Source organism: Nocardioides nitrophenolicus, assembly GCF_016907515.1.
Classification (GTDB): Bacteria; Actinomycetota; Actinomycetes; order Propionibacteriales; family Nocardioidaceae; genus Nocardioides; species Nocardioides nitrophenolicus.
In genome coordinates, this window is record NZ_JAFBBY010000001.1 from 3,533,929 (window position 1) to 3,559,206 (window position 25,278).

Consider the following 25,278-nt stretch of genomic DNA (forward strand, 5'->3'; position numbering starts at 1 on the left):
TTTCGAGCAGGGACTATCGCAAGGGGCTCAGCGGATCCAGGCAGCGGTGTCCGGCGGCAGCAGTCCGCCGGGCACCGCTGCGCTGCTGATGAGGACCTCTCCCTCGGGCAGCGGCACCGGCGTCGAGCCGGCGTTGAGGACCACCGTCACCCCCGCCCGGCGTACGACGAGCAGGCCGCCCTCCGCGCTCGCCACCGTCGCCTCGTCGGCGCCGGCGAAGACCGCGCGGCGCGCGGCGAGGGCACGCCGGTAGAACGCCAGGGTCGAGCCGGGGTCGGCGTCCTGGGCGGCTACCGTGAGGTCGGCCCAGTCGGCGGGCTGGGGGATCCACGGCTGCGCGCCGTCCGGCCCCCCGAAGCCGTACGGCGGCGCCTCGCCCGACCAGGGCAGCGGCACCCGGCAGCCGTCGCGCCCGGGCTGGCCGGTGCGGAACCAGGACGGGTCCTGGCGCGCCTCGGGCGGCACGTCGACCTGCTCGAGGCCGAGCTCCTCGCCCTGGTAGAGGTAGGCCGACCCCGGCAGCGCGAGCATCGCGAGCGTGGCCGCGCGCCCCCGGGCGAGCCCGACCGGACCGCCGCCGTAGCGCGTCGGGTGCCGCTCGACGTCGTGGTTGGAAAGCACCCACGTCGGGGCGGACGCGGCGGCGGCCACCGCCGCGATCGAGTCGGTGATGACCTCCGCGAACGCCGTCGCGGACCACGGGGTGCCGAGCCAGCCGAAGTTGAAGGCCTGGTGCAGCTCGTCGGGGCGGATGAACATCGCCATCGACGCGGCCGTCTGGGTCCAGGCCTCGGCGACGGCCATCCGGTCGCCGGGATAGGAGTCGAGCACCTTGCGCCAGCGCCGGTAGACGTCGTGGACCTCGGGCTGGTCCCACATCGGCTCGTCGTTGAGGACCCGCTCGACCATCGACTCGGCCGCCTTCTTCGGCTTCTTCGGCCGGACCTGGTCGCGCAGCGTGGCCTCCTTGTAGAGCCCGTGGGCGACGTCGACCCGGAAGCCGTCGACCCCCCGGTCCAGCCAGAACCGCAGCACGCCCTCGAACATGTCGCCGACCTCGGGATTGCGCCAGTCGAGGTCCGGTTGCGAGGTGTCGAACAGGTGCAGGTACCACTGCCCGTCGGGCACCCGAGTCCAGGCGGGGCCGCCGAAGACCGAGTCCCAGTTGTTCGGCGGCTCGGCGCCGTCGGGGCCGCGACCGTCGCGGAACAGGTAGCGCGCCCGCTCCGGCGAGCCCGGCTCGGCGGCGAGTGCCGCCTGGAACCAGGCGTGCTGGTCGGAGGTGTGGTTGGGCACCAGGTCGACGATCACCCGCAGGCCCAGCCCGTGGGCGGTCTCCAGCAGCCGGTCGACGTCGGCGAGGGTGCCGAACAGGGGGTCGACGTCGGCGTAGTCGGCGACGTCGTAGCCGTGGTCCTTCTGGGGCGAGGTGTAGAACGGCGTGATCCACAGCGCGTCGACGCCGAGCTCGCGCAGGTAGGGCAGCCGCGAGGTGATGCCGGGCAGGTCGCCGATCCCGTCGCCGGGGACGGGCATCGCGTCGGCGAAGCTGCGGACGTAGACCTGGTAGACGACCGCGTCGTACCACCACGGGTGGGCGGCGCTCACCGGAAGGACTCCGGGTCGACGGTGATCCAGGTGTGCTCGGCGGTCGCGACCACCTCGTCGCCGGGGCCGTAGACCGTCGCCGCGGTGAAGGTCTTGCGGCCCTCGATGCCGCGCAGCTCGCCGACCACGACGTACCGCTCGGAGGTGCGGGGCAGGCTGCGCACCTCCGCGGTCATCCGGCCCAGCACCGACGGGCGGCCCTCCAGGTCGCTGGCCCAGCCGCCCGGGCAGTCCAGCGCCGCCCAGGCGATCGGGACCGCGCTCTCGTACGGCGTCCAGGTGGCCGCCACCCGCGCGTCCTCGGCGTCGCCCGGCGCGACCGCGCCGGCGAAGATCCGCAGCCCGTCGCCGACCCGGCGGTCCGGGCCGCACGCGAAGCAGCTGGGGAACGGGTGCGAGCGGTGGCCGGGGAAGCGGGCCTCGGCCTCGGCGGCGACCAGCGCCGACACCGGCGCCACGGGCACCGGCCGGGCCTCGGCGTACACCGCCTCGGCGACCGGTTGCCCGTCGTGGGTGAGGCTCGCGCCCGCCGCGGTCGCGAGCACCGGCATCGGTACGTCGAGCGGCGGCGGCAGCCGCAGGGTGACGGTCACGGCGGTGCCGACGGCCTGGGCCGGGAGCGTGGCGGCGAGGGCGCCACAGGTCCAGCCTCCGTTGCCCGAGCGCGGGGGGCCGTTGAAGCGGTGGGGGACGATCAGGGGCGGCAGCGTGCTCACCCGCCCAAGCATTGCAGGCACTGGTGTGCGGCCTTTCTCTTAATGGGTCAGAATAGGCGGGTGAGCGATCTCATCGACACCACCGAGATGTACCTCCGCACGATCTACGAGCTGATCGAGGAGGGCATCGTCCCGCTGCGGGCCCGCATCGCCGAGCGCCTGCACCAGAGCGGGCCGACGGTGTCCCAGACGGTCGCCCGGATGGAGCGCGACGGCCTGCTGACCGTCGAGGGCGACCGCCACCTCGAGCTCACCGACGAGGGTCACCGCCTCGCCACCCGCGTGATGCGCAAGCACCGCCTCGCCGAGCGGCTGCTCACCGACGTCATCGGCCTCGACTGGGAGCTGGTCCACGAGGAGGCGTGCCGCTGGGAGCACGTCATGTCCGAGACCGTCGAGCGCCGGCTCATCGAGCTGCTCGGCCACCCGACCGAGTCGCCGTACGGCAACCCGATCCCGGGCCTCGGCGAGCTCGGCCAGGAGGCCCTGGGGGAGCAGTTCATGACCGGCGTCGAGCCGCTCTCCAAGGCCGCCGGCACCGAGTCGGCCCGTGCCGTCGTCCGCCGCATCTCCGAGGAGATGCAGAAGGACGACGCGCTGATGAGCGCGATGCGCCGGGTCGGTGCGCTGCCCGACAAGACGATCACCATCCAGGCCACGGCCGACGGGGTGCTGGTCGGCGCGGGTGGCGAGACCGCCGAGATCTTCCCCGAGGCGGCCGACCACATCTTCGTCAAGCGGCTCTGAGCCGGCCCGCGAGCCTTCCTGGGCCGCGGTTCTCTCGTCAGACGCGTGCGTCGCCGCCGATCGCCACGGGCGCGGGCACGCTCACGCTCCGCGCGGCGGCCAGCGCGCTCAGCCACTCGCCGACCCCCGTCTCCACCTTGTGGGCGGCCAGGTCGTCGCCCCGGGTGGCGCCGCGGTTGACCACCACCACCGGGATCCCGCGCTGGGCGGCGCGCCGCACGAAGCGCAGCCCGCTCATCACCGTCAGGCTGGACCCGGCCACCAGCAGCGTCCCGTCGCCGGCCAGCCCCTCGACGGCGGCGTAGCAGCGCTCGACCCGGGGCTTGGGAACGTTCTCGCCGAAGAACACGACGTCGGGCTTGAGCCGGCCGCCGCACTCCTCGCAGTCGGGTACGACGAAGTCCGCGGTGTCGTCGAGGTCCACGTCCCCGTCCGGCCGGACGGCGACGTCGGCATGCCGCGCCGCCCACCCCGGGTTCGCGGACTCGAGGCGCTGCTGGAGCGCGGCGCGCGGCGACGTACGCCGGCAGTCGAGGCAGATCACGTCGGCGATCCGGCCGTGGAGGGCGACCAGCGAGGGCGTGCCGGCCGCCTCGTGGAGGCCGTCGACGTTCTGGGTGATGACGAGGTCCGCGCCGAGCGCGGCGACGGCGAGGTGACCGGCGTTGGGGGAGGCCCGGCGCATCCGGGACCAGCCGAGGTGGCTGCGCGCCCAGTAGCGCTGTCGCGCGGCCGGCCCGGAGACGAACTCCTGGTAGGTCATCGGCATCCGCGCCGGCGCGCCCGGGCCGCGGTAGTCGGGGATGCCGGAGTCGGTGGACAGGCCGGCGCCGGTCAGCACCACCAGGGCGCCGGACGCACACCGCTGGAGCGCGGGGTCGCCGGCGAGGGTCACCGGTCCAGGGTACGCAGCGGGACGAAGGAGTAGCGCCCGTGCCGCTCCACGCGCAGCATCTCCCCGGCCACCGGCCCGACCAGCACCCCGCCCGGCCGGAGCTGGCGGACCAGCTCGTTGGGCAGGGCGACCGCGTCGGCCGACACCAGCACCCGGTCGTACGGCGCGTCCGCCGGCCGCCCGAGCACGCCCGGCTCGGCCAGGTGCAGCCGGATCGTGGGGTGCGGATCGGGGAGGTGGGCCCAGGCGAGCGCCAGCACCTCCGGCAGCAGCTCCACCCCCACCACCAACCCGGCGGGCCCGGTCAGCCGGGCGAGCAGCGCCGTCGACCAGCCGGATCCGCAGCCCACGTCGAGCACCCGGTCGCCGGGCTCGACGCCGAGCAGGGTGAGCATCCGCCGGACCGTGGTCGGCTGCGAGCAGGTGACGCCGTGGCCGAGGGGCAGGGCCCGGTCGGCGCCGGCGTACCGCTGCTGGTCGGCGGGCAGGAAGCGCTCACGCGGGACCGCCGCGAACGCCTCGTCGATCCGACGCTCAGCCGTAGCGGAGCCGCGCACGCTCGCGCGCCTTCTCGGCCTCGACCTCCCGGTTCTTCGGCGGCGCCGTGGTCACCAGGTCGTCGAGGAGATGCTGCGTGATGTGGGCGATCTCGGCCACCGCGTGGTCGAAGGCCGCCTGGTTGGCCTGGCTGGGCTTCGTCGTCCCGCTGACCTTGCGGACGAACTGCAGCGCCGCCGCGGTCACCTCGTCGCGGGTCGCCGGGGGCTCGAAGTTGTTGAGCGGGCGGATGTTGCGGCACATGGCTCCACCGTACGCCGGGGCGGGTGTCAGGTTGGGCGCTGTAACACGGTGTCCGCCGCTGTTGCGGGCCCGGGTCTGCTGTAGCGGACCCGTACAGACGCCGCGGGTCGACGTCTCGGGTCGGGTAGGCCAGTGGACAACGTGTTACAGCGGCCCGGTGTCAGGTTGGGCGCTGTAACACGGTGTTCGCCGCTGTTGCGGGCCCGGATCTGCTGTAGCGGACCCGTACAGACGCCTCGGGTCGACGTCTCGGGTCGGGTAGGCCAGCGGACAACGTGTTACAGCGGCCCGGAGTCAGGTTGGGCGCTGTAACACGGTGTCCGCCGCTGTTGCGGGCCCGGGTCGTAAGAGTCCCTGGGAGTGGTGGGGTTTGAGGGACCACGGCGGGGCTGTCTGACGTAGGCGGCCATCGGCGGGATCTTCGGTGTGTAACGGCTAAGCACGCACTGAAGGAGAACCACCGATGGCCTTGCCCCAGTCTGCCCTGTCCGAGCTCCTCGAGGCGTTCCGCACCGGCGACGGCGTGGACCTGATCCGTGAGTCGGTCCGCGTCGCGCTGCAGGAACTGATCGAGATCGAGGCAACCGAACGCATCGGCGCCGCACCCTACGAACGCACGCCTGAGCGTGTCACTGATCGCAACGGCCACCGGCCACGGATGCTGACCACCAAGGCCGGCGACGTCGAGCTGCGTATCCCCAAACTGCGCAAGGGCTCTTTCCTGCCCGTGATCCTCGAACCCCGCCGGCGCATCGACCAGGCCCTGTACGCGGTCGTGATGGAGGCCTACGTCCACGGCGTCAGCACGAGGAGCGTCGACGACCTGGTCGAAGCGATGGGCTCCGATTCGGGGATCTCCAAATCGGAGGTATCTCGGATCTGCGCCGGGCTGGACGAGCAGGTCGGCGCGTTCCGGACCCGGCCGCTGGACCACATCGAGTTCCCCTACGTCTACCTGGACGCGACCTACCTCAACGTCCGCAACACCACCTCCCAAGTGGTGTCCATGGCGGTGGTGGTCGCCACCGGGATCGCCGCTGACGGCTCACGCGAGGTTCTCGGCCTTGATGTCGGCGATAGCGAGGACGAGACGTTCTGGCGCGGGTTCCTGACCAGCCTCAAGCAACGCGGCCTGCACGGCGTGCGGCTGGTCATCAGTGACCAGCACGCCGGCCTGGTCAAGGCACTCAAGCGGTCGTTCCAAGGCGCCGGCCACCAACGCTGCCGGGTGCACTTCGCACGCAACCTGCTGGCCCACGTGCCCAAGTCACACGTCGACATGGTCGCCGCGGTGTTCCGCACCGCGTTCGCGCAACCCGATGCTGACGCGGTCGCCACCGCGTGGGACGAGGTCCGTGACCAGCTCGCGAAGTCGTTCCCCAAGATCGGGCCGTTGATGGACGAGGCCAAGCCGGAAGTCCTCGCCTTCGCCACGTTCCCGCGCGCGCACTGGCAGAAGATCTGGTCGACCAATCCACTCGAGCGGGTCAATAAGGAGATCAAGCGCCGCGCCCGCGTGGTCGGGATCTTCCCCAACCCCGCCGCGGTGATCAGGCTCGTCGGAGCGGTCCTGGCCGACATGCACGACGAGTGGCAAGCCGGCGATCGGCGCTACCTGTCCGAAGGATCCATGGCGCTGCTCTACCCCGACAGCGATACTGGACCCATCGCCGCGATCGATAGCGGCGAGTAGGCACCGAGGATCACCTCAAAGCCCACCACCCCGCGGGGCTCTGTCCCCGGGTCTGCTGTAGCGGACCCGTACAGACGCCTCGGATCGACGTCTCGGGTCGGGTAGGCCAGCGGACAACGTGTTACAGCGGCAAACAGCCCCCGCCCGCCCCACCGCTGCAGGCAGCCCCCCCCGCCGCCCGACTCACAGCTCCAGGAACTGCGCCGCCTCACCCGTCACCAGCACCACCCGCCCGTCGGGCAGCGGCACGGTCCGGATCCGATCGACGTCGGCGCCGTACTCCACCTTGATCCGGCGCTCGTGCAGCCGGCCGCCGGCGAGGCGGAGGATCGAGAGGTAGCCGACCCGGCGGCTGCTCGACTTCTCGATGACGGTGAGCAGCGTGCGCTGGTCGGGGAGCCAGGTGAAGGCGCGGGGGTCGGCGCCGGCGAGGGCGGTGGTGCGGGAGCCGTACGGCAGCACGTCGAGCCGGGTGACCCGCCGGGTGTCGCGGACGTCGAAGAGACCGACCTGGGCTCCCCAGCCGCCGGGGCCGGGACCTTCGCCGACGCCGATCAGGCGGGCCCGGCCCAGGGGGTGGAGGTACGCCGAGAAGCCGGGGATCTTCAGCGCGCCGAGCAGGCGCGGGGCGGCTGGATCCGTCAGGTCGACGGTGTAGAGCGGGTCCCGGCGCCGGAAGGTGACGACGATCGCGAGGTCGTCGAACCAGCGCACCGACTGGATCTCCTCGTCGTGCCCGAGCCCGTCGAGCCGGCCGCGCTCGACCAGGTCGCGGCCCTGCTGCTGGAGGGTGAGCACCGAGCTGAAGTTGCCGGTCTCGCTGGTCGGCCCGACCGCGACCCGGAGCACGCCCCCGGCCTCGTCGAGCGACCACCGGTCGCGCAGGGCACCCTCCACCTCGCCGGAGGCCACGTGGGTGGCGCGGGTGCCGTCGAGCGCGAAGTCGAAGAGGTACGACGTCCCGCCGGCGTCGTCGCACCAGTCGGCGCACACCCGCCCCCCGCCCGAGCCGGCCAGGTAGAGGTGGTCGGCCGACTCGTAGGCGATGTCGGTCAGCCCGGCGAGCCCGATCGCGTCGAGCCGGTCGGCGGAGGCGGCGTCGAAGCCGACCACGCTGGTGGTGCCGAGGGCGAGCTCGTCGGTGGGCAGGGCGACGTCGTCGCAGTCGAGCAGCTGACGGGACGTGCGGTCGTCGGAGGGGCCGGAGGTGACGGTGGGCAGCCAGTCCTCGAGGGTGCTGTCGCGCACGGCCTGCCGGTTGTGGGCGAGCGCCTCCTTGCGGCTGCGCTTGCCGGTGGGCTCGACGAAGTCGAGGTCGGGCAGGCCTCGGGCGAGGACCAGGCGGACCGTGTCGCCGTGCTGGCGGGCCGAGGCCTGGGCGGCGTCGTAGCCCACGTCGGCGACCAGGTCCGGCGTGGCCGGGTCGGCGAGCGACACGGTCAGCACCCGGGTGCCGGGTGCGTCGGGCGGCGAGCCGGTGTCGCGGCCCAGCGCCACCACGGTGTCGCCGGCCAGCAGGATCTCGGGGTCGTCGACACCCGGGAGGTCGACGGAGGAGACCTTCACGCTCGAGGCGCCGGTGACGTCGTACACGTCGAGCCGGGCGCCTCGGACGACGACCATGGTCGAGCCGTCGGTCTTGACCGTGTCGGGCTCGTCGACCCCGGCCTCCTGCACGTTGGTGCCGGTCTCGCTGCTGATCCGCCGCTCGGTCCGGGGGGCACGGGCGGCCGGCGTCGCGGAGAGGTCCTTCCCGGCCGCGGCCGTGTCGGCCTGCTCGAAGAGCTCCAGGCCCCAGCCCCAGGGGCCGACGAGCGCCAGGCCGCGCTCGACGTACGACGCCCGCAGGTCGGCGCAGGACCGGGCCGGCTCGAGGTCGGCCTGGAAGGCGACATGGCGCGGCAGCCGGTCCGGGCCGCCGGGACCGCCCGGTGCGGCGGCGGGACCGGCCGGGCCGGAGCCGCCGACCAGGGTGCCGGCGACGAAGGCGCCGGTCAGCGCGGTCGCGGCGCCCGCGGTCAGGAGCGGGCGGACCAGCACCCGCCGCTGGCGCGTTGGGGGAGCGGAGGCGGCCAGGATCGCGCCCACCGGCGCGGGACCGGCGGGGTAGTCGTCCCAGAGTCGTTCGAGGTCGGTCACGGGGTGCCTCCGGTGACGTCGAGGAGGTGGTCGTCGGCGGCGAGGTGGGCGAGCGCGCGGGACAGCCGGCTCTTGACCGTGCCGGCCGGGACGCCGAGCACCTCGGCGGTCTGCCGCTCGGTGAGCTGGACGAAGTAGCGCAGCACGACCACCTCGCGGTTCGGCTTGCTCAGCCCGCCGAGCGCGCGGTGCACGGCGTCGGCGACGGCCACCCGGTCGGCGGCGTCGGGCTGGGCGGTGCGCGGCCCGTCGAGCGGGTCGTCGTACTGCCGGTCCTTCCACCAGCGGGTCCGGCGCACGTCGCGCAGGCAGTTGAGCAGCATCCGGTAGACGTAGGCGTCGCGGTTGTCGGCGCTGCTCACCCTGCCCCAGCCGGTGTAGCAGCGCACCAGCGTGGCCTGGGCCAGGTCCTCGGCCTCGTGGGGGCGCGCGCCGAGGAAGACGGCCGCCCGTACGAGGGACGGCCAGCTGTGCCGCACGTACTCGGCGTAGCTCGCCTCGGCGTCGGGTTCCACATGCCTATGACGGACGCGATGGCCGGAAGGGTTCCATCGGGTTCGCGACCGATGGAAGAGTGGGGGCCATGGCAGACAGCGCGCGCCCCTACGACGTCGTCCTGTTCGGAGCCACCGGCTTCACCGGGGGACTCACCGCCGACTACCTCGCCGCCCACGCGCCGGCCGACCTGCGGTGGGCGCTGGCCGGCCGCAGCGAGTCCCGGTTGCGGGCCGTGCGGGACCGGCTCGGCGTCGACCTCCCGCTCCTCGTCGCCGACGCCGCGGACGCCGACGCGCTGGCGGAGGTGGCCGCCACGACCAAGGTGGTCGCCACGACGGTCGGGCCGTACGTCGAGTTCGGCGGCCCGCTGGTCGCGGCCTGCGCGAACGCCGGCACCGACTACGTCGACCTGACCGGCGAGCCGGAGTTCGTCGACCGCACCTATGTCGAGCACAACGCCGCCGCCGAGGGCTCGGGCGCGCGACTGGTGCACTCGTGCGGCTTCGACTCGATCCCCCACGACCTCGGTGCCTACTTCACGATCCAGCAGCTCGCCGAGGAGGTCGGCGGCGAGATCACCACGCCGGTCACGATGCGGGGCGTGGTGCGGGCCGGCGCCGGCTTCTCGGGCGGCACCTTCCACTCCGCGCTCACCGCGTTCTCCCGCGCCCGGCAGATGAAGGAGGCGGCGAGCGCCCGGCGCCGGCTGGAGCCGCGTCCCGAGGGCCGCCGCTCGCGGGCGGTGGCGGGCCGGCCGCGCCGCGACCACGAGCTCGGCTACTGGCTGCTGCCGCTGCCCACCATCGACCCCTTCGTCGTCGCTCGCAGCGGTGCCCACCTGCCGGCGTACGGACCGGCGTTCAGCTACTCCCACTTCGCCGGCACCAAGACCCTGCGGTACGCCGCCGGGGGAGCGGTCGGCGTCACCGGCCTGACCCTCGCCGCCCAGGTCCCGCCGCTGCGCAACGCGCTGCTGAAGCGGGTGCCGCAGGGGGAGGGGCCCTCGCCCAGCCGCCGCGAGAAGTCGTGGTTCACCGTCGACTTCGTCGCCGAGACCGCCGGGCACGAGGTCCGCACCCGGGTCTCCGGGGGCGATCCGGGCTACACCGAGACCGCCAAGATGCTGGCCGAGTCGGCACTGTGCCTCGCGCTCGACGAGAACCCCAATGTCGCCGGGCAGGTCACCACCGCCACCGCCATGGGGGATGCGCTGCTGCGGCGCCTGGAGCGCGCGGGGATCGCCTTCGAGAGGCGCTGACCGGCCGCTGGCCGACCAAGCGTCCGCTTCGGTACCCTCTCCCCGGACGCGGGGAGCGTCTTGAAGTGAGTCCGTGCGTTGGCGCAGGGGGTACGACGGCCGCGCGGGCCCGGTGGGAGGAGAGCCGTCGATGGCGCGCGCCCTGCGTCGTACCCCGTCACGTCCGCTGCGTCCCGCCCGCGACGAGCGTGGCGCGACCGCGATCCTGGTCGCGATGGTGCTGGCCGTGGTGATGGTGGTCGCGGCGTTCGTGGTCGACCTCGGCATGCAGCGGGTGCTGCGTCGCGACCTGCAGTCGGTCGTCGACGTCGTCGCCCTCGACCTGGCCAGGGAGCTGACCGGCCGGAAGGCGGGGGACTACGGCGCGTCCGAGCGGGCGACGATCGACGCGGCCAAGGCGGCGAGCCTGCACCGCAACCGCGATCTGGTGGGCGGCGAGGTCCCGGCTGCCGACGTGCGGTGGGAGCTGGTGGTGCTGTCCGACGGCGAGTGGCGGCCGGCCGCGGCGAGCGAGATCCCCGGCGGGGTGCGGGTGACCGCGCGCTCCGACGTCGCCTTCGCCTTCGGCGGGTTCACGGGCGTGGAGTCGGGCGGGGCCGAGCGCACCGCCGTGGCCGCGACCCGCACCAGCGCGTGCCTGCGGGTCGGGTCCTACGCCGCGCAGCTGGACACGGGGCAGTCCTGGCTGCTGAACCCGCTGCTGGGCGGGCTGCTGGGCTCCGATCTCGCGCTGAAGGTGCTGGACCCGCAGGCGGGACTGGCCGGGGTCGGTCTCAACCTGCTCGACCTGATCGACGAGCTCGACCCGCTCGTGAGCGCCGACATCTCGGCCGCGTCCTTCACCCAGGCGGCCGGCGTGAGCGTGGGGCTCGCGGAGCTGATGCTGGCGGCCGTGAAGGTGCTGGAGCGGCAGAGCGACCGGCTGGCCGAGGTCGACCTGCTCCGTGAGGTCTACGGCGGCATCCAGGCCAACCTGCCCGCCGTCGGGATCGAGCTCGGCGACCTGGTCCGGCTGGCGACCGCGGACGACGCCGCGGCCGACCTCGACCTCGACCTGCTCGACCTGGTCGCCGGGTCGCTGGCGATCGCCAACGGCACCAACGTGGTCCGGCTGCCGCTCGCCGTACGCCTGCCGCTGCCGATCGGGCCCGGCGGCACCAGCCTGGTCGACCTGAAGGCGAGCGTGAAGGTCGGCCAGAAGCCGGTCGTGGCCTGCCCGACGGCGACCAGCTCGCAGGTCGAGATCACCCTCGCCGGTGACGCCCTGGCCCTCGACCTCGGCGTGATCGCGGTCCGGGCCCCGCTCACGATCCGGCTCACCGTGGCCGACGCCAGCGCCACGGTCACCGCCGTGGAGTGCCTGCCGGCCGGCCGGCGGATCAAGATGCTCGTCGACAGCGGCCTGCTCGGGGTCGACGTCCGACTCGGGCAGCGCGCCGACGACCCCGCCTCGCCCAAGCTGAGCGTCTCGCTGCTCGGCCTCGGCATCCCCGGCTGGAACGGCGTCGAGGTGGTCAGCGGCACCGTCGCGCTCGCCAGCGGCGGCAACCCGAACCGGCCGGTGCGCGCCGAGCAGCTCGACATCGTCGACGACGACTACGACGTCAGCGTGCCGATCCGGCAGGGCGGGCTCGGCGTCCCCGACCTGTTCGTGTCGGTCAACAGCCTCAAGCTGCTCGGCGGCCTCGGACCGCTGTCCGACCTGCTGACCTTCCTCGGCATCCCGAGCCTGCTGCAGTGGGTGGTCGACCTGGTCCTCCAGGGCATCGTGAACCCGCTCAAGAACAGTCTCGACAAGTGGCTGCTCGGCCCGCTGCTCACCGCGCTCGGCGCGGACGTCGCCGGCGGCACGGTCACCGCGGTGCCGAAGGTCGACTGTGGCACGCCACGCCTGGCCGAGTGAGCACGGCTCCGGTCAGCCGGGACAGGGATCCACGTCGAAGCTGGTCGAGCGGGTGCTGGTGTGCCCGGCGCGGTCGACGGCGGTGACCGTGGCCGTGACGCTGCCGCCGATCGGGAACGGGCCGATGCTCGCGGTCCAGCCGCCGCCGGAGGCCGACATCGCCTGCTGCCCGTTGCCGCTCGGGCCGCTCCAGGCGACCCGGACCGACCGGAGCGTGGTGTCGGAGGCGGTGGCGGTGACGGTGCGGCCGGTGCAGTCGGTCGGGCCGCCGATCTGCAGGGCGCCGATCACCGGCGGCCGGTCGACGGCGGCCTGGACCGACACCAGCACCGTCCCGCCCGACCAGGACACGGCGACGGCGCCGGTGCTGCTGCCCTCGGCGAGGGTGGAGCGGTCGACGGTGACGGTGAGTCCGGAGTCGGCGCCCGGCTCCAGCGAGCCCGACGTACGCGACACCGAGAGCCACGCCACCCGCGACCGCACGGCGTACGAGAGGGCGGTGCCGCCGGTGTTGCTCAGCCGCACCGAGCCGCCGGACCGAGCGCCCAGCCGGAGAGTGCGGGTCGACACCTGCAGCTCGCCCGGCGCGGCCACGGTGGCGCCGGTCGAGGTGGGCTCGGTAGCGGCGGTCGGGGCGGTCGGGGCGGTCGGGGTGGTGGGTGGGGAGGGCTCGGCCGCCGTCGTGGGCGCGGGCTCGCTCGGGGTGGGGGCACTCGTCGCGACGGTGGTGGGCGACGGCGCGGTGGCGGTGGTCGCCGGGTCGGTGGCGACCGCGGGTGCGGTGTCCTCCGGCCACCAGGTGAGGGCGGCGGCGCCGCCGAGCGCGAGCAGCAGCAGGACCAGGCCCACGACGAGCAGCGGGCGCCGTGGCGTGCTCTGGTGGCCCGCGTCGCCCGGGGGCGGGAGCACCGGGTCGTCGATGTAGTGGGCGACCAGTCGCTCGTCCTCGAGCACCCGGTCGCGCAGCGCGGCGGGGGCCGCGAACGCGGGAACGCCGGCGAGCAGCGCGAGTGGGCTGACCATGAGCCGGCGCCGGGTCTCGCAGGCCTCGCAGCCGTCGATGTGGCGGGAGACCCGCTTGCGGATCAGTGGTGAGAACCGGCCGTCCCAGCCGTCGAGGATGCCGCTCAGGTCCGCGCAGAGCTCGCTGCCGCGTCGCGCCACGAGCAGCGCGCCGAGCGCGCGCTCGACCTGGTCGCGGGCCCGGCTGAGCATGACGTACGAGCTCTGCGGGGTGACGTCCATCGCCGCCGCGAGCTCCGCGCCCTCCAGCCCCTGGCGCAGGTGCAGGTCGAGCAGCGCCCGGTCGCGGTCGTTGAGCCCCTCGACCGCCGCCCAGACCAGCTCGCGCAGCTCGTCCTGGACCGCCGCGTCGGTGACCTGCTGCTCGGGCCCACCGCCGAGGTCAGGCATGGCGGCCAGCCACTCGTCGTCGTGCGCCTCTCGGGCCCGGCCGCGCAGGGTGCGCAGGCACTCGTTGCGGACCACGGAGTACAGCCACGGCCGCAGCCGCGACCGGTCCCGGAGCTGGCCGACCTTCTCCGCCAGGACGACGAAGGAGTCCGCCACGCAGTCGGCCGCCTCCTCGCGGTTGCGCAGCAGGGAGTAGGCGAAGTCGTGCAGCCGGTCGGCGTACCGCTCGTAGACACCGGCGAAGGCGTGCCGGTCGCCCGCGAGGACGCCGGCCACGAGGGTCGCGTCGTCCGCGGGCGGGCCCGAGACAGTCATGGCCAGATCGTAGGGACACGGAGATGTGAGCGCCCGGGATTGCCGAACCTTGCAGATTCTCCGGGGTGACTTTGTGTCGGAGGTCGTGGCTAGCGTGCTCAGCGTCCCCTCACCACCGCAGGAGGAAGCTGATGGCCGAGGTCGTCCTGTTCCACCACGCCCGCGGGCTCACCGACGGAGTCCGCGCCTTCGCCGACGCGCTCCGCTCCGCGGGCCACGTCGTCCACACGCCCGACCTGTTCGAGGGCGTCCTCCCCGACAGCCTCGACGCCGGCCTGGCCCTGATCCGCGAGCTCGGCGACGAGCTCGACGCGCGCGCCGACCGCGCGGTGGCCGCGCTGCCCGCCGACCTGGTCTACGCCGGCTTCTCCGTCGGCGAGGCGGCCGCCCAACGCCTCGCCCAGACCCGCGCCGGCGCCCGCGGCGCGTTGCTCTATGAGTCCTGCATCCCGGTCACCGGCGAGTGGGCGTTCGGTCCGTGGCCGGCGGGCGTGCCGGCGCAGGTCCACGGCGCCGAGGGCGACGAGTTCTTCGCCGAGGACCTGCCCGCCGCGCGCGAGCTGGTCGAGGTGGCCGGGGCCGAGCTGTTCCTCTACCCCGCCGCGGGGCACCTGTTCACCGACAGCTCGCTGCCGACCTACGACGCCGCGGCGGCCGCCGTCGTCCTGGAGCGGTCGGTGGCGTTCCTCGACGGACTGGAGGTGATGCCGATCAGACCGGAGTGATCGGGATCGACCGTCGTGGCTCGAAGGCGAACGACGCTCCGGTGCTGAACCGGGTCACCGCGACCTCCTCGGCCTCGGGGCGGACCTCGCCCGCGACGACCTCGACCCGCCAGCCGGCTCCGGGGGCCTCGGTGACCCGGGCGTCCAGGTGAGGGGACACCGCTCCCGCGATCGCGCGCAGCGCGTCGGGCCAGTGCGGGCCGCACAGCGAGATCCACGCCCCGTCCTCGTCGGCGGGCCCCGGGGCCACGGTGATCGAGCCGGCGCCGCCGGAGGCCGGGACGTAGGCGGCCGGGTTCAGCAACGGGTGCAGCCAGAGGGTGCGCAGCGCCCCGGCGGTGTCGTGGGGCAGGTCGAGGGCGCGGGCGAGCCGCTCGGCGCCGAGGCCGGCGATGCCGACCAGCTGCTTGCGGCGCAGCCGGACCAGCTCGTCGCCGGTCTCGACCCGCTCGGCGACGGCGAGCGCGAACGCGCGGTCGAGCAGGTGCATCTGCAAACACACCTCGTCGGCGATGCGGACCAGGGCGGAGTGGGAGAACGCGCCGAAGTCGACGTCCGAGAGCAGCGGCCCCCGGTAGTCGGCGAGGCCCTCGTCGGCGGGGTCGATCGGGGCCAGCTCGAGCCGGGCGGCCCGGGACAGCTCGTTGACGGCGAGGGCGGGGACCGGCTCGGGCTCGGGGTGCGCCGGGTCGATGGTGACGGTCCAGGCGCAGTGGGGGTGCCGGTCGGCCGGCGTGCGCGGGGGTCGGTGGATCGGCCGGACCTGGGCGTGGGGATTGGTCGCGATGGCCGTGGCGTCGAAGGTCGGGTCCTCGATGTCGTGACACATCCCGCGCACGTAGTCCTCGCCCATCGGCTCGACGTCCATCAGCGCGCCGCAGTGGTCGAGGCGGAACTCGCCGTGCCACGGGTCGTGCACGGTGTAGCGGAAGTCCATGAACTGCGGGGGTGCGCCGATGTCGAGCTGCAGGCCCTTGAAGACGGTGACCACGTCACCCTGGCCCGGTACGTCGGGGGCGTAGCCGAGCGCGCGCTGCATCCGACGTGTGTAGATCGGCGACGCGGCCGCCCACTCCTCGATCGCGATCTGCAGCATCTCCTCGCGCCCGAACGCCGCGATGCACCACGCCATCCCGGACCGGTCGATCAGCTGCCCGATCAGCAGCAGCTCGGGGACGAGCGTCGCGAGCTGGTCGCGGGTGAGGTCGGCGTACCGGCTCGGGTTCTCGTCGCGTATCTGACGAACGGGCTCTGTTGCGGCCGAACTCGCAGCCCATTCGTCAGATGCGTCGCTCACGACCCGAGCCCCAGCCGGCCCGCGAGCTTGTCGAGATAGCCGAGGACGGCCGTCTCGTCGGAGTCGGGTACGCCCCAGATCAGCTCGGATGCGCCGGACGCGCCCCAGTCGGCGAAGTCCTCCTCGGTCGGGCGCTTCGCGACCAGCACCCGGACGTCGGGCTGGCCCTCGCGCCCGGCCTCGGCCCACTCCTTGCGCAGCAGCTCCGCGCCGGCCGCGACGCCGGTCGTGGTGGGCGTCGTCATCCAGCCGTCGGCGTGGGCGGCGATCCACTTCATCGTCTTCGGGCCGGCGCCGGCGCCGATGATGACGGGGATCCGGCCCTGCGGGGGCTTGGGGTAGGCCCAGCTCGGCCCGAACGAGACGAACTCGCCGTCGTAGGACGCCTCCTCCTCGGTCCACAGCGCCCGCATCGCGCCGAGGTACTCCGCGAGCACGGTGCGGCGCTTGGCGGCCGGGACGTGGTGGTCGGTGAGCTCGTCGGTGTTCCAGCCGAAGCCGGCGCCGATCGTGACGCGGCCACCGGAGAGGTGGTCGAGGGTGGCGAGGGTCTTGGCGAGCGTGATCGGGTCGGACTCGACCGGGAGCGCGACGGCGGTGGACAGGTCGATCCGGCTGGTGACGGCCGCGCAGGTGGCGAGCGAGACCCACGGGTCGAGGGTGCGCAGGTAGCGGTCGTCGGGCAGGTCCTCGCCGCCCGTGGGGTGCAGGGCGTCCCGGCGGACCGGGATGTGGGTGTGCTCCGGCACGTAGATGGTGTCGAAGCCCCGCTCCTCGGCCGCCTGGGCCAGTCGGGCCGGCGTGATGCCGCGGTCGGAGGTGAAGAGGACGATCCCGTTGCGCATGGCCACAAACTAGAACGAGTTCTAAGAAATGTCTTGCGCCTGCCGGGAACGTCTCCTATCTTGGACACGTGTCCAGTCAGGTGTTCGAGGCGCCGCGCCAGGGGTTGAACCCGCGCCAGGCCGAGACGGTGGAGCGGCTGCTGGCCGCCGGTCTCGAGGAGCTGCGGGCGGTCGGTCACGAGGCGCTGACGGTGCGCACGGTCGCGCAGCGGGCGGGGGTCTCGCCGGCGACGGCGTACACCTATCTCGCCTCCAAGAACCACCTCTTCGCCGAGCTCTTCTGGCGCCACCTCACCTCGGCCGAGATCGCCCAGGCCGCCACGGGTACGCCGACCGAGCGGCTCCAGGCCACCATGCGCGCCCTCACCGCGCGGATCGTCGAGGAGCCCGAGCTGGCGGCGGCGGTCACCCCCGCCCTGCTCGGCTCCGATCCCGACGTCGCGCGACTGCGGCTCAAGATCGGCGGCGCGTTCCTGGCCCGCTTCGAGGCGGCGCTGGGGGAGCAGGCCGACCCGGCCGTGCTCGAGGTGCTGGTGCTGACCTTCTCCGGCGCGCTGCTGCAGGCCGGGATGGGGCTGCTGACCTACGACCAGATCGCCGAGCGGCTGGTCGCGGCCGTGGACGTGATCATGCGAGGGAACCGATGACCACCGCCGCCGGGCTCGTCTTCGACCCCTACGACTACGCCTTCCACGAGGACCCGTACCCGACCTACCAACGGCTGCGCGACGAGGCGCCCGTCTTCCACGCGGCCACCGACGACCTGTGGGTGATCTCGCGCCATCAGCACGTCTTCGAGGTGCTGCGCGACGACGTGGTGTTCTCCAACCGGATGGGCGTCTCGCTCGACGCGTCGGCGTGGAACCCCGAGGCACACCGGGTGATGAGCTTCCTCGGCCTCGACGGCGCGGAGCAGTCGCGCATCCGCCGGCTGGTCTCCGCCGCGTTCACCCCGCGCCGGGTGCGAGAGCTGACGCCGGAGGTGCAGGCGCTGACCGAGCGCTACCTGGCGCGCACCTTCGCGGCCAATGCGGCGCACGGCGAGGCCGACTGGATCGCCGACTTCGCGGGCAAGCTCCCGATGGACGTCATCTCCGAGATGATGGGCGTGCCGGTGGCCGACCGCGACGAGGTACGACGACTCGCGGACCTGGTGGTGCACCGCGAGGACGGGGTGCGCGACGTGCCCGAGGCCGGTGTGGAGGCGTCCTTCGCGCTCTTCGGCTACTACGGGGAGATGGTGGCGCAGCGCCGCAAGGCGCCCACCGACGACCTCACCTCGGCGCTGGTGGCCGCCGAGGTCGACGGCGACCGGCTCACCGACGGCGAGATCATGGCCTTCCTGTTCCTCATGGTGGTCGCCGGCAACGAGACCACCACCAAGCTGCTCGGCAACGCGCTCCTCCACCTCGCCGCGAACCCGGCGCAGCAGGCGCGGGTCCTCGCCGACAGCGCCCTGGTGCCGGCGTGGATCGAGGAGACCCTGCGTCACGACACGTCCAGCCAGATGCTGGCCAGGTACGTCGTGGAGGACGTCGAGGTCGGCGGGGTGCTGATCCCGGGCGGGTCGAAGGCGCTCGTGCTGCTCGGCAGCGCCAACCGCGACGAGCGGGTGTTCACCGAGCCCACCGTCTTCGACATCGACCGCGACAAGGCCGAGCTGTCGCAGATCCTCAGCTTCGGCACCGGCCGGCACTTCTGCCTCGGCGCCAACCTGGCCCGGCTCGAGGCGCGGGTGGTGCTCGAGGAGCTGGTGCGGCGGGTCGCGGGCTTCGAGGTGCACGCCGAGCGCGCGGTGCGGGTGCACTCCACCAGCGTGCGGGGCTTCGCGTCGCTGCCCGTCACGTTCACCGAACGGAGCTCCTGATGGCCGCCTCGCGCAAGCCCGTCCACCCCGACCGCCGGCCGGCCGTGGTCGCCGGCGCCTCCTCCGGGATCGGCGCCGAGACCGTCCGCGCGCTGGCCGCCGCCGGCTTCCCGGTCGCCCTCGGGGCCCGTCGCGTGGACCGGCTCGAGGAGCTGGCCGCCGAGATCCGCGACGCCGGGGGAGAGGTGTTCGTGCACCCGCTCGACGTGGCCTCGACGGCGTCGGTCGAGGAGTTCGCGACCGCTGCGGCCGCGGCCCTCGGCGACATCGAGGTCGTCGTCAGCAATGCCGGGCTGCTGGCGCCCGGGGCGATCGTGGACGCGACGACCGAGGAGCTCGCGGCCGAGTTCGACGTCAACGTGCTGGGAGCGCATCGACTGGTCCGCGCCTTCGGTACGGGGATGGTCGAGCGGCAGCGCGGCGACCTGGTCTTCGTCTCCTCCGACACCGCGCTGCGGGCTCGCCCGTTCATGCGGGGCTACAGCGCCACGAAGTCCGGCCTGGAGGGCCTGGTCGAGGCGCTGCAGATGGAGCTCGAGGGCTCCGGCGTCCGGGCCTCGGTCGTGCGACCCGGGCCGACCTGGTCGGAGATGGGCTCGGACTGGGACGCCGACGCGGGCGCCAGGGTCCTCACCGAGTGGGTCAAGTGGGGGCACGCGCGCCACTCCCACTTCCTCAAGGCCACCGCGATCGCCGCGGCCATCACGACGGTCGTCAGCGCGCCCCGCGGCGTGCACATCAGCCCCGTCGACGTGAACCCCGAAGCCCCCATCGCGAAGGAGGAGTCGTGACGCTCGCCGACATCCCCGAGGTCTCGACGGTGCTCGACGACCAGGGTGCCGACGTACCCGCGATCATCAAGGGCACCGGTCACCTGCCCGAGATGCGGGTCGACCCGATCGCGCTCTTCCACCGGGTGCGCAAGGAGTGCGGCGACGTCGGCCGGTTCCGGCTCGCCGACAAGCAGGTCGTGCTGGTCACGGGCGCGGAGGCCAACGAGGCGTTCTTCCGGGCGCCCGACGACGTGCTCGACCAGGCGGCGGCGTACCCCTTCATGACGCCGATCTTCGGCAAGGGCGTGGTCTTCGACGCCTCACCCGAGGAGCGCCAGCAGATGCTGAAGAACCAGGCGCTGCGCGGCGACATGATGCGCGGGCACGCGCGGACCATCGAGGCCGAGATCCGCCGGATGGTCGCCGACTGGGGCGACGAGGGTGAGATCGACCTGCTCGACTTCTTCGCCGAGCTGACCATCTACACCACCTCGTCGTGCCTGATCGGCAAGCCCTTCCGCGACCAGCTCGACGGATCCTTCGCCGAGGTCTACCACCGGCTCGAGCACGGCACCGACGCCATCGCGTACGTCGACCCGTACGCCGACATCGAGAGCTTCCGGGTCCGTGACCGGGCCCGCGAGGAGCTGGTCGCCAAGGTGCAGGCGATCCTCGACGCGCGGCTGGCGCGGGGCGAGGTGCCCAAGGAGGAGCGGGACCTGCTCGACGTGCTGATCGCGGTCGGCATGGACGCCGACTACATCACCGGCATCTTCATCTCGATGATGTTCGCCGGGCACCACACCTCCTCCGGCACCGCCTCCTGGGCGATGATCGAGCTGCTCCGCAACCCACACGTGATGGCCGACGTGGTCGCCGAGCTGGACGTGCTCTACGCCGACGGCAGCGAGGTCTCCTTCCAGGCGCTGCGCTCGATCCCGGTGCTGGAGGCCGCGCTGAAGGAGACGCTGCGGCTGCATCCGCCGCTGGTCATCCTGATGCGGCTGGTGCAGGCGGACTTCGAGCTGCTCGGGCACACCATCCCCGCCGGCACCGTGCTCGCCGCCTCGCCGCGGGTGTCGAACCGGATCGAGGAGGACTTCCCGAAGGCCGACTCCTTCGACCCGGGACGGTACGTCGACCCGCGCCAGGAGGACCTGCAGCACCGCTGGACCTGGATCCCGTTCGGTGCGGGCAAGCACCGCTGCGTCGGGAACGCCTTCGCGATGATGCAGATGAAGGCGATCTTCTCGGTGATCCTGCGCGACTTCACCTTCGAGCCGGTGCAGGACCTGGACTCCTATCGCGACGACTTCACGAAGATGGTCATCCAGCTCGCCCAGCCCGCGCGCGTCCGGTACCGGCGTCGGGTGAGGGAGACGCGATGAGGGTCGTCGCCGACACCGGCCTGTGCCAGGGGCACCAGCTCTGCCAGGGCGAGGCCCCCGACGTGTTCGGCTTCGACGCGGACGCCGACGTGGTGACCGTGCTCGACGAGCACCCGGCCGAGGACCGTCGTACCGACGTCACCACGGCCGTGAAGTACTGCCCCGCCTTCGCGCTGTCGATCGAAGAGGACTGACCATGAGTGACCTGACCCGGGCCGAGATCGAGGAGTTCTGGGACTCCTGGCTGCAGATCAACCGCGACGTCGAGGCGGCCGGCGACTGGCGGCCGATGGCCGAGTGGTACGCCGAGGACGCGACGTACGGCTGGATGTACCACCCCGACGAGCACTTCATGGCCGTCGGCCGCGACCAGATCCGGGACTGGGCGATCGGCATCGAGATGGACGGCCTCGACGGCTGGCACTACGACTACGTCTGCACCATGATCGACGAGCAGAAGTCGATGGTGCTGGGCTTCTGGAAGCAGCGCGCGGGGATCATCGACGACGCCACCGGCAAGGAGTTCGAGATCCTCGGCATCGGCGGCTCGTGGTTCGGGCTCAAGCGGGTCACCGAGGGCGCCGACGCCGGCCAGATCAAGATCGACTGGCAGCGCGACTGGTTCGACCTGCCGTCGACCGGCCACACCTTCGTCGAGATCCTCAAGTCCGGCAAGGCACCCGAGACCCTGATGAAGCGGCTCGAGGTCACCGGGCACGGCGTTCCCGGGCACTACCACTACGAGGACCTGCCCTCGACGCTCTGGCCGCCGCCGGTCGAGGCCGGTCGGTACGTCACCCAGGCCGCTCCGGGGGTGTCGTCGTGACGGCGCTGCCTCCCGCCGCCCAGCAGCTGATCGACGGCAAGCTGGTCGCCGCCTCGTCCGGCGAGACCTACCCGATCCTCGACCCCGCCTCCGGCTCCGAGATCGGCGTCGCACCTGACGGTACGGCGGCCGACGTCGACGCCGCGATCGCCGCCGCCCGCCGGGCCTTCGACGAGAGCGACTGGTCGACCGACGTCGCGCTCCGGGTCAGGTGCCTGCGCCAGCTGCACGCCGCGCTGCTGGAGAACGCCGACGCCTTCCGCGCGCTGACGACGGCCGAGGTCGGCATGCCCGGCTTCATGATGGGTGCGGCCGGGTTCGACGTACCCGTCGACGGGCTGCGGTGGGTCACCGACCTGCTGGAGACCTACGCGTTCGCCACCGACCTCGGCGTCGCGGCGCCGATGGGGATCCCCTCGCGGCGGACCGTCCACCGGGAGCCGGTGGGTGTCGTCGCCGCGATCACGCCGTGGAACGTGCCGACCCAGATCAACCTCGCCAAGGTGGGTCCGGCCCTGGCCGCCGGCTGCACCGTCGTCCTCAAGCCCGCCCCCGACACCCCGTGGGTGGCCGCTGAGCTGGGGCGGCTGGCCGCCGAGCACACCGACCTCCCTCCGGGCGTCCTCAACGTCGTGACGCCGCGGTCCAACGAGGTCGCGTCGGTGCTGTCGACCGACCCCCGCGTCGACATGGTGTCCTTCACCGGCTCGACGGTGGTCGGCCGGGCGATCATGGCGGCGGCCGCGCCCACCCTGAAGAAGGTCTTCCTCGAGCTCGGCGGCAAGTCGGCGGCGATCGCCCTCGACGACGCGGACGTCGGCGCGGTGGCCGGCGCGACCGCCTTCGCCGCCTGCATCCACGCCGGCCAGGGCTGCGCCATCACCACCCGGCTGATCGTCCCCCGCGACAGGTACGACGAGGCGGTCGCCGTCGCGGCGTCGACGATGGAGTCGATCGGCGCACGCGATCCGCGGGACCCGGGCGCGATCTGCGGCCCGGTGATCTCGGCGGCGCAGCGCGACCGGGTGGCGGCGTACTTCTCGGTGGCGCTGGAGGAGGGGGGCAGCTTCGCCACCGGCGGCTCGTTCATCGACCGGCCCGGCTTCTGGGTGCAGCCCACTGTCGTGGCCGGCCTCGACAACTCGTCTCGGCTCGCGCAGGAGGAGATCTTCGGGCCGGTGCTGGTGGTGATCGCGCACGACGGCGACGACGACGCGGTCCGGATCGCCAACGACTCGGCGTACGGGCTCTCGGGGTCGGTCGACTCGGCGTCGCTGGACCGGGCGAAGGCCGTCGCCGCGCGGATCCGGACGGGGACGCTCGCGGTGAACGGGGGTGTGTGGTTCAGCCCGGACGCGCCGTTCGGCGGGTACAAGCAGTCCGGTCTCGGACGGGAGATGGGCGTGGCCGGGTTCGAGGAGTACCTGGAGATCAAGACGGTGGCGGAGCCGGCGTGAGGGGGGTGCAGGAATCGCCGGTCGACCGGCGGTTCCTGCACTTGACGTGCGTTGCAACGGCCGACAAGTGCAGGAACAACCGGTCAACCGGTGATTCCGCAGCACCAGAGTGACAGGAGTGAACATGCGTTTCCAGAACAAGATCGTCGTCGTGACCGGCGCGGCGCAGGGCATCGGGGAGGCCTACGCCCGCGCGCTGGCCGGGGAGGGCGCGGCGGTCGTGGTCGCGGACCTCAACGCCGAGGCCGGGGAGCAGGTCGCGAAGCAGATTGAGGCCGACGGTGGCCAGGCGCTGTTCGTGCCCTGTGACGTCTCCTCCGCCGAGTCGGCCGCGGCCCTCGTCAGCAGGACCGTCGAGCGCTTCGGCGGCATCGACCACCTGGTCAACAATGCCGCGATCTACGGGAGCATGGAGTTCAACCTGCTGATCAGCGTCGACTGGGACTACTACAAGCAGTTCATGGCGGTGAACCTCGACGGCGCCCTCGTCATGACCCGGGCGGTCTACCCCGAGATCGCCAGGCGCGGCGGGGGCGCGATCGTCAACCAGTCCAGCACGGCGGCGTACCTCTACTCCGGCTTCTACGGGCTCGCCAAGGCCGGCATCAACAGCCTGACCCAGCAGCTCGCCCACGAGCTCGGCGGCCAGCGGATCCGGGTCAACGCGATCGCGCCGGGGCCGACCGACACCGAGGCGACCCGCACCCAGGCGGGCGACGCGGCCAAGGACATCGTCCGCACCAGCCTCGCGATCAAGCGGATGGGCTCGGTCGACGACATGGTGGGTGCGCTGCTGTTCCTGCTCTCCGACGACGCGTCGTGGGTCACCGGCCAGATCCTGGCGGTCGACGGCGGCCAGACCTTCCGGCTCTGATGACGACCGTCGTCGGGTTCGTCGGTCTCGGCAACATCGGCAAGCCGATGGCGCTGCGCCTCGCCGCCACCGAGGGCATCGACCTGCGGGTGTACGACGTCGCCCCGGATCCCGTCGCCGAGCTGGTCGCCGCCGGGGCCACGGCCGTGTCCGCCGTCGCCGAGCTCGACGCCGACGTGGTCTGCGTGATGGTGCGGGACGACGACCAGGTGCGGGCGGTCGCGGCCGAGCTGCCCGTCGAGGTGGTGCTGGTCGTCCACTCGACGGTCGCGCCGACGACGCCGGTCGAGCTGGCCGCCGCCGGACGCCGGGTGCTCGACGCGCCGGTCAGCGGCGGCCCGATGGGGGCGGCCGAGGGCAGCCTGGCGATCATGGTGGGCGGCCCCGAGGACGCCTTCGCCGTGGCCCGCCCCGCGTTGGAGGCGATGGGCAGCCGGGTGGTCCATGCCGGCCCGATCGGCGCCGGCACCCGGATGAAGCTGGCCCGCAACCTGATCCACTTCGTCGCCTTCACCGCCGTCACCGAGGCTCAGCGCCTCGCGGAGGCCGCCGGCCTCGACCTCGCGACGCTCGGCGAGGTGGTCCGCCACACCGACGCGATCACCGGCGGTCCGGGCGCGATCATGTACCGCGACACCACGGCGCCGCTCGCCGAGGACGACTTCTGGCACGGCGTCTTCTCCCACGTCGCCGCGCTGGGGGAGAAGGACCTGGGCTTCGCGATCGCCCTCGCGGACGAGCTCGGGGTCGACGTACCACTGGCGCGGGAGGCGCTGCCACGACTCGCGAAGGGACTGGGACTGCGATGAGCGACAAGTTCGACGACCTGCCGGAGGTGCGGGCCAGGGGGCTGCGCAAGATGGAGCAGGTCTACGGCTTCGACATGAGCGACGGGGACGGCGACTTCTTCCGCTACACCGCCGACCACCTGTTCGCCGACATCTGGGAGCGCCCCGGGCTGAGTGACCGCGACCGCCGGCTGCTGCTCATCGGCATGCTCGCCGGCCAGGGGGCGGCCGACGTGCTCGGCATCCAGGTCCCGGCCGCTCATGCCGCCGGCGAGCTCGACGACGACGCGCTGCGCGAGATCGTGGTCTTCCTCAGCCACTACGCGGGCTGGCCGCAGGGCGCCCGGCTCAACTCGATCGTCGAGGAGACGATCGCCAAGGCGCGGCGCGGCAAGACCGGCTTCTGAGCGTGGCGCCCGACCGCGCGGTGAGCCCGCTCACACCGTCTTGTT

25 protein-coding genes are annotated in these 25,278 nt (G+C 73.1%); 15 read left to right on the top strand and 10 right to left on the bottom strand.

The genetic code is table 11. From position 1 onward, the window contains the following. Window positions 1-27: 27 nt before the first annotated feature. On the bottom strand, window positions 28-1,608 hold the full coding sequence (locus JOD66_RS17240; RefSeq protein ID WP_307823585.1) for a glycoside hydrolase family 13 protein: 1,581 nt from the start codon (window positions 1,606-1,608) through the stop codon (window positions 28-30). Next, entirely contained in the window at window positions 1,605-2,324 is a 720-nt protein-coding gene (locus JOD66_RS17245) for a hypothetical protein (RefSeq protein WP_307823586.1), read from the bottom strand. Before JOD66_RS17245 ends, JOD66_RS17240 begins: the two co-directional genes overlap by 4 nt. A 60-nt stretch (window positions 2,325-2,384) precedes the next feature. Here JOD66_RS17245 and JOD66_RS17250 point away from each other — a divergent pair, with 60 nt between their 5' ends. Beyond that, window positions 2,385-3,071, top strand: coding sequence for an iron-dependent transcriptional repressor DtxR (locus tag JOD66_RS17250; protein ID WP_204838070.1), 687 nt, complete (start codon window positions 2,385-2,387; stop codon window positions 3,069-3,071). A 37-nt stretch (window positions 3,072-3,108) separates the two neighbouring features. On the opposite strand, the gene JOD66_RS17255 is transcribed toward JOD66_RS17250, so the two are convergent. The 3 genes from JOD66_RS17255 to JOD66_RS17265 are packed head-to-tail and all read right to left on the bottom strand — an operon-like array spanning window position 3,109 to window position 4,767. Next, on the bottom strand, window positions 3,109-3,966 hold the full coding sequence (locus tag JOD66_RS17255) for an NAD-dependent protein deacetylase (protein ID WP_204838071.1): 858 nt from the start codon (window positions 3,964-3,966) through the stop codon (window positions 3,109-3,111). Next, window positions 3,963-4,523, bottom strand: coding sequence for a protein-L-isoaspartate O-methyltransferase family protein (locus JOD66_RS17260; protein ID WP_204838072.1), 561 nt, complete (start codon window positions 4,521-4,523; stop codon window positions 3,963-3,965). Before JOD66_RS17260 ends, JOD66_RS17255 begins: the two co-directional genes overlap by 4 nt. After that, entirely contained in the window at window positions 4,501-4,767 is a 267-nt protein-coding gene (locus JOD66_RS17265) for a DUF2277 domain-containing protein (RefSeq protein WP_204838073.1), read from the bottom strand. Before JOD66_RS17265 ends, JOD66_RS17260 begins: the two co-directional genes overlap by 23 nt. Window positions 4,768-5,230: 463 nt before the next feature. On the opposite strand from JOD66_RS17265, the gene JOD66_RS17270 reads away from it, so the two are divergent. After that, on the top strand, window positions 5,231-6,460 hold the full coding sequence (locus JOD66_RS17270; protein WP_204838074.1) for an IS256 family transposase: 1,230 nt from the start codon (window positions 5,231-5,233) through the stop codon (window positions 6,458-6,460). 183 nt (window positions 6,461-6,643) lie between these two features. Here the strand turns inward: JOD66_RS17270 and JOD66_RS17275 are convergent, their stop codons facing one another. Beyond that, window positions 6,644-8,599, bottom strand: a complete 1,956-nt coding sequence (locus JOD66_RS17275) for a beta-propeller domain-containing protein (RefSeq protein WP_204838075.1) — start codon at window positions 8,597-8,599, stop codon at window positions 6,644-6,646. Next, a complete protein-coding gene (locus JOD66_RS17280; protein ID WP_204838076.1) occupies window positions 8,596-9,114 on the bottom strand; it encodes a SigE family RNA polymerase sigma factor in 519 nt (172 codons plus the stop codon). Before JOD66_RS17280 ends, JOD66_RS17275 begins: the two co-directional genes overlap by 4 nt. A 68-nt stretch (window positions 9,115-9,182) precedes the next feature. Here JOD66_RS17280 and JOD66_RS17285 point away from each other — a divergent pair, with 68 nt between their 5' ends. Both JOD66_RS17285 and JOD66_RS17290 read left to right on the top strand, forming a co-directional pair. Then, the gene (locus JOD66_RS17285; protein WP_204838077.1) at window positions 9,183-10,355 is read left to right on the top strand and encodes a saccharopine dehydrogenase family protein; all 1,173 of its coding nucleotides are present in this window, start codon (window positions 9,183-9,185) and stop codon (window positions 10,353-10,355) included. A 130-nt stretch (window positions 10,356-10,485) separates the two neighbouring features. After that, window positions 10,486-12,258 (top strand): Tad domain-containing protein, encoded by a 1,773-nt coding sequence (locus JOD66_RS17290; protein WP_204838078.1) that lies wholly within the window; start codon window positions 10,486-10,488, stop codon window positions 12,256-12,258. Window positions 12,259-12,270: 12 nt separating this feature from the next. On the opposite strand, the gene JOD66_RS17295 is transcribed toward JOD66_RS17290, so the two are convergent. After that, window positions 12,271-13,986 carry a sigma-70 family RNA polymerase sigma factor gene (locus JOD66_RS17295; protein WP_204838079.1) on the bottom strand — a complete coding sequence of 572 codons (1,716 nt, stop codon included), beginning with the start codon at window positions 13,984-13,986 and terminating at the stop codon, window positions 12,271-12,273. Between the two features lie 131 nt (window positions 13,987-14,117). On the opposite strand from JOD66_RS17295, the gene JOD66_RS17300 reads away from it, so the two are divergent. Continuing rightward, entirely contained in the window at window positions 14,118-14,711 is a 594-nt protein-coding gene (locus JOD66_RS17300) for a dienelactone hydrolase family protein (protein ID WP_204838080.1), read from the top strand. Here JOD66_RS17300 and JOD66_RS17305 read toward each other — a convergent pair. Then, window positions 14,698-16,008 carry a hypothetical protein gene (locus JOD66_RS17305; RefSeq protein WP_307823587.1) on the bottom strand — a complete coding sequence of 437 codons (1,311 nt, stop codon included), beginning with the start codon at window positions 16,006-16,008 and terminating at the stop codon, window positions 14,698-14,700. The genes JOD66_RS17300 and JOD66_RS17305 overlap by 14 nt on opposite strands. Further along, window positions 16,005-16,853 carry an LLM class F420-dependent oxidoreductase gene (locus JOD66_RS17310; RefSeq protein WP_204838081.1) on the bottom strand — a complete coding sequence of 283 codons (849 nt, stop codon included), beginning with the start codon at window positions 16,851-16,853 and terminating at the stop codon, window positions 16,005-16,007. The genes JOD66_RS17305 and JOD66_RS17310 overlap by 4 nt, the downstream gene beginning before the upstream one ends. A gap of 68 nt (window positions 16,854-16,921) precedes the next feature. Here JOD66_RS17310 and JOD66_RS17315 point away from each other — a divergent pair, with 68 nt between their 5' ends. From JOD66_RS17315 to JOD66_RS17360, 10 genes are all read left to right on the top strand, one after another. Next, window positions 16,922-17,500 carry a TetR/AcrR family transcriptional regulator gene (locus tag JOD66_RS17315; RefSeq protein WP_204838082.1) on the top strand — a complete coding sequence of 193 codons (579 nt, stop codon included), beginning with the start codon at window positions 16,922-16,924 and terminating at the stop codon, window positions 17,498-17,500. Further along, complete coding sequence (locus JOD66_RS17320; RefSeq protein WP_204838083.1) at window positions 17,497-18,720, top strand: cytochrome P450; 1,224 nt, start codon at window positions 17,497-17,499, stop codon at window positions 18,718-18,720. Before JOD66_RS17315 ends, JOD66_RS17320 begins: the two co-directional genes overlap by 4 nt. Further along, window positions 18,720-19,511 carry an SDR family oxidoreductase gene (locus JOD66_RS17325; RefSeq protein WP_204838084.1) on the top strand — a complete coding sequence of 264 codons (792 nt, stop codon included), beginning with the start codon at window positions 18,720-18,722 and terminating at the stop codon, window positions 19,509-19,511. The genes JOD66_RS17320 and JOD66_RS17325 overlap by 1 nt, the downstream gene beginning before the upstream one ends. Beyond that, window positions 19,508-20,881, top strand: coding sequence for a cytochrome P450 (locus tag JOD66_RS17330; RefSeq protein WP_307823588.1), 1,374 nt, complete (start codon window positions 19,508-19,510; stop codon window positions 20,879-20,881). The genes JOD66_RS17325 and JOD66_RS17330 overlap by 4 nt, the downstream gene beginning before the upstream one ends. Then, entirely contained in the window at window positions 20,878-21,075 is a 198-nt protein-coding gene (locus JOD66_RS17335) for a ferredoxin (protein WP_204838085.1), read from the top strand. Before JOD66_RS17330 ends, JOD66_RS17335 begins: the two co-directional genes overlap by 4 nt. Before the next feature lie 2 nt (window positions 21,076-21,077). Next, entirely contained in the window at window positions 21,078-21,707 is a 630-nt protein-coding gene (locus tag JOD66_RS17340) for a nuclear transport factor 2-like protein (RefSeq protein WP_204838086.1), read from the top strand. Continuing rightward, window positions 21,704-23,164, top strand: coding sequence for an aldehyde dehydrogenase (locus JOD66_RS17345; protein WP_204838087.1), 1,461 nt, complete (start codon window positions 21,704-21,706; stop codon window positions 23,162-23,164). The genes JOD66_RS17340 and JOD66_RS17345 overlap by 4 nt, the downstream gene beginning before the upstream one ends. Before the next feature lie 124 nt (window positions 23,165-23,288). After that, on the top strand, window positions 23,289-24,038 hold the full coding sequence (locus tag JOD66_RS17350; protein WP_204838088.1) for an SDR family oxidoreductase: 750 nt from the start codon (window positions 23,289-23,291) through the stop codon (window positions 24,036-24,038). After that, complete coding sequence (locus JOD66_RS17355; RefSeq protein WP_204838089.1) at window positions 24,038-24,847, top strand: NAD(P)-dependent oxidoreductase; 810 nt, start codon at window positions 24,038-24,040, stop codon at window positions 24,845-24,847. The genes JOD66_RS17350 and JOD66_RS17355 overlap by 1 nt, the downstream gene beginning before the upstream one ends. Further along, a complete protein-coding gene (locus JOD66_RS17360) occupies window positions 24,844-25,233 on the top strand; it encodes a carboxymuconolactone decarboxylase family protein (protein WP_204838090.1) in 390 nt (129 codons plus the stop codon). Before JOD66_RS17355 ends, JOD66_RS17360 begins: the two co-directional genes overlap by 4 nt. Window positions 25,234-25,278: the final 45 nt, after the last annotated feature.

Bases quoted from the DNA above. Each gene is read 5' to 3' on its own strand.
- JOD66_RS17265 (WP_204838073.1), bottom strand. From the start codon at position 4,767: ATGTGCCGCAACATCCGCCCGCTCAACAACTTCGAGCCCCCGGCGACC.
- JOD66_RS17270 (WP_204838074.1), top strand. From the start codon at position 5,231: ATGGCCTTGCCCCAGTCTGCCCTGTCCGAGCTCCTCGAGGCGTTCCGC.
- JOD66_RS17285 (WP_204838077.1), top strand. From the start codon at position 9,183: ATGGCAGACAGCGCGCGCCCCTACGACGTCGTCCTGTTCGGAGCCACC.
- JOD66_RS17290 (WP_204838078.1), top strand. From the start codon at position 10,486: ATGGCGCGCGCCCTGCGTCGTACCCCGTCACGTCCGCTGCGTCCCGCC.
- JOD66_RS17295 (WP_204838079.1), bottom strand. From the start codon at position 13,986: ATGACTGTCTCGGGCCCGCCCGCGGACGACGCGACCCTCGTGGCCGGC.
- JOD66_RS17300 (WP_204838080.1), top strand. From the start codon at position 14,118: ATGGCCGAGGTCGTCCTGTTCCACCACGCCCGCGGGCTCACCGACGGA.
- JOD66_RS17310 (WP_204838081.1), bottom strand. From the start codon at position 16,853: ATGCGCAACGGGATCGTCCTCTTCACCTCCGACCGCGGCATCACGCCG.
- JOD66_RS17320 (WP_204838083.1), top strand. From the start codon at position 17,497: ATGACCACCGCCGCCGGGCTCGTCTTCGACCCCTACGACTACGCCTTC.
- JOD66_RS17325 (WP_204838084.1), top strand. From the start codon at position 18,720: ATGGCCGCCTCGCGCAAGCCCGTCCACCCCGACCGCCGGCCGGCCGTG.
- JOD66_RS17335 (WP_204838085.1), top strand. From the start codon at position 20,878: ATGAGGGTCGTCGCCGACACCGGCCTGTGCCAGGGGCACCAGCTCTGC.
- JOD66_RS17340 (WP_204838086.1), top strand. From the start codon at position 21,078: ATGAGTGACCTGACCCGGGCCGAGATCGAGGAGTTCTGGGACTCCTGG.
- JOD66_RS17350 (WP_204838088.1), top strand. From the start codon at position 23,289: ATGCGTTTCCAGAACAAGATCGTCGTCGTGACCGGCGCGGCGCAGGGC.
- JOD66_RS17355 (WP_204838089.1), top strand. From the start codon at position 24,038: ATGACGACCGTCGTCGGGTTCGTCGGTCTCGGCAACATCGGCAAGCCG.
- JOD66_RS17360 (WP_204838090.1), top strand. From the start codon at position 24,844: ATGAGCGACAAGTTCGACGACCTGCCGGAGGTGCGGGCCAGGGGGCTG.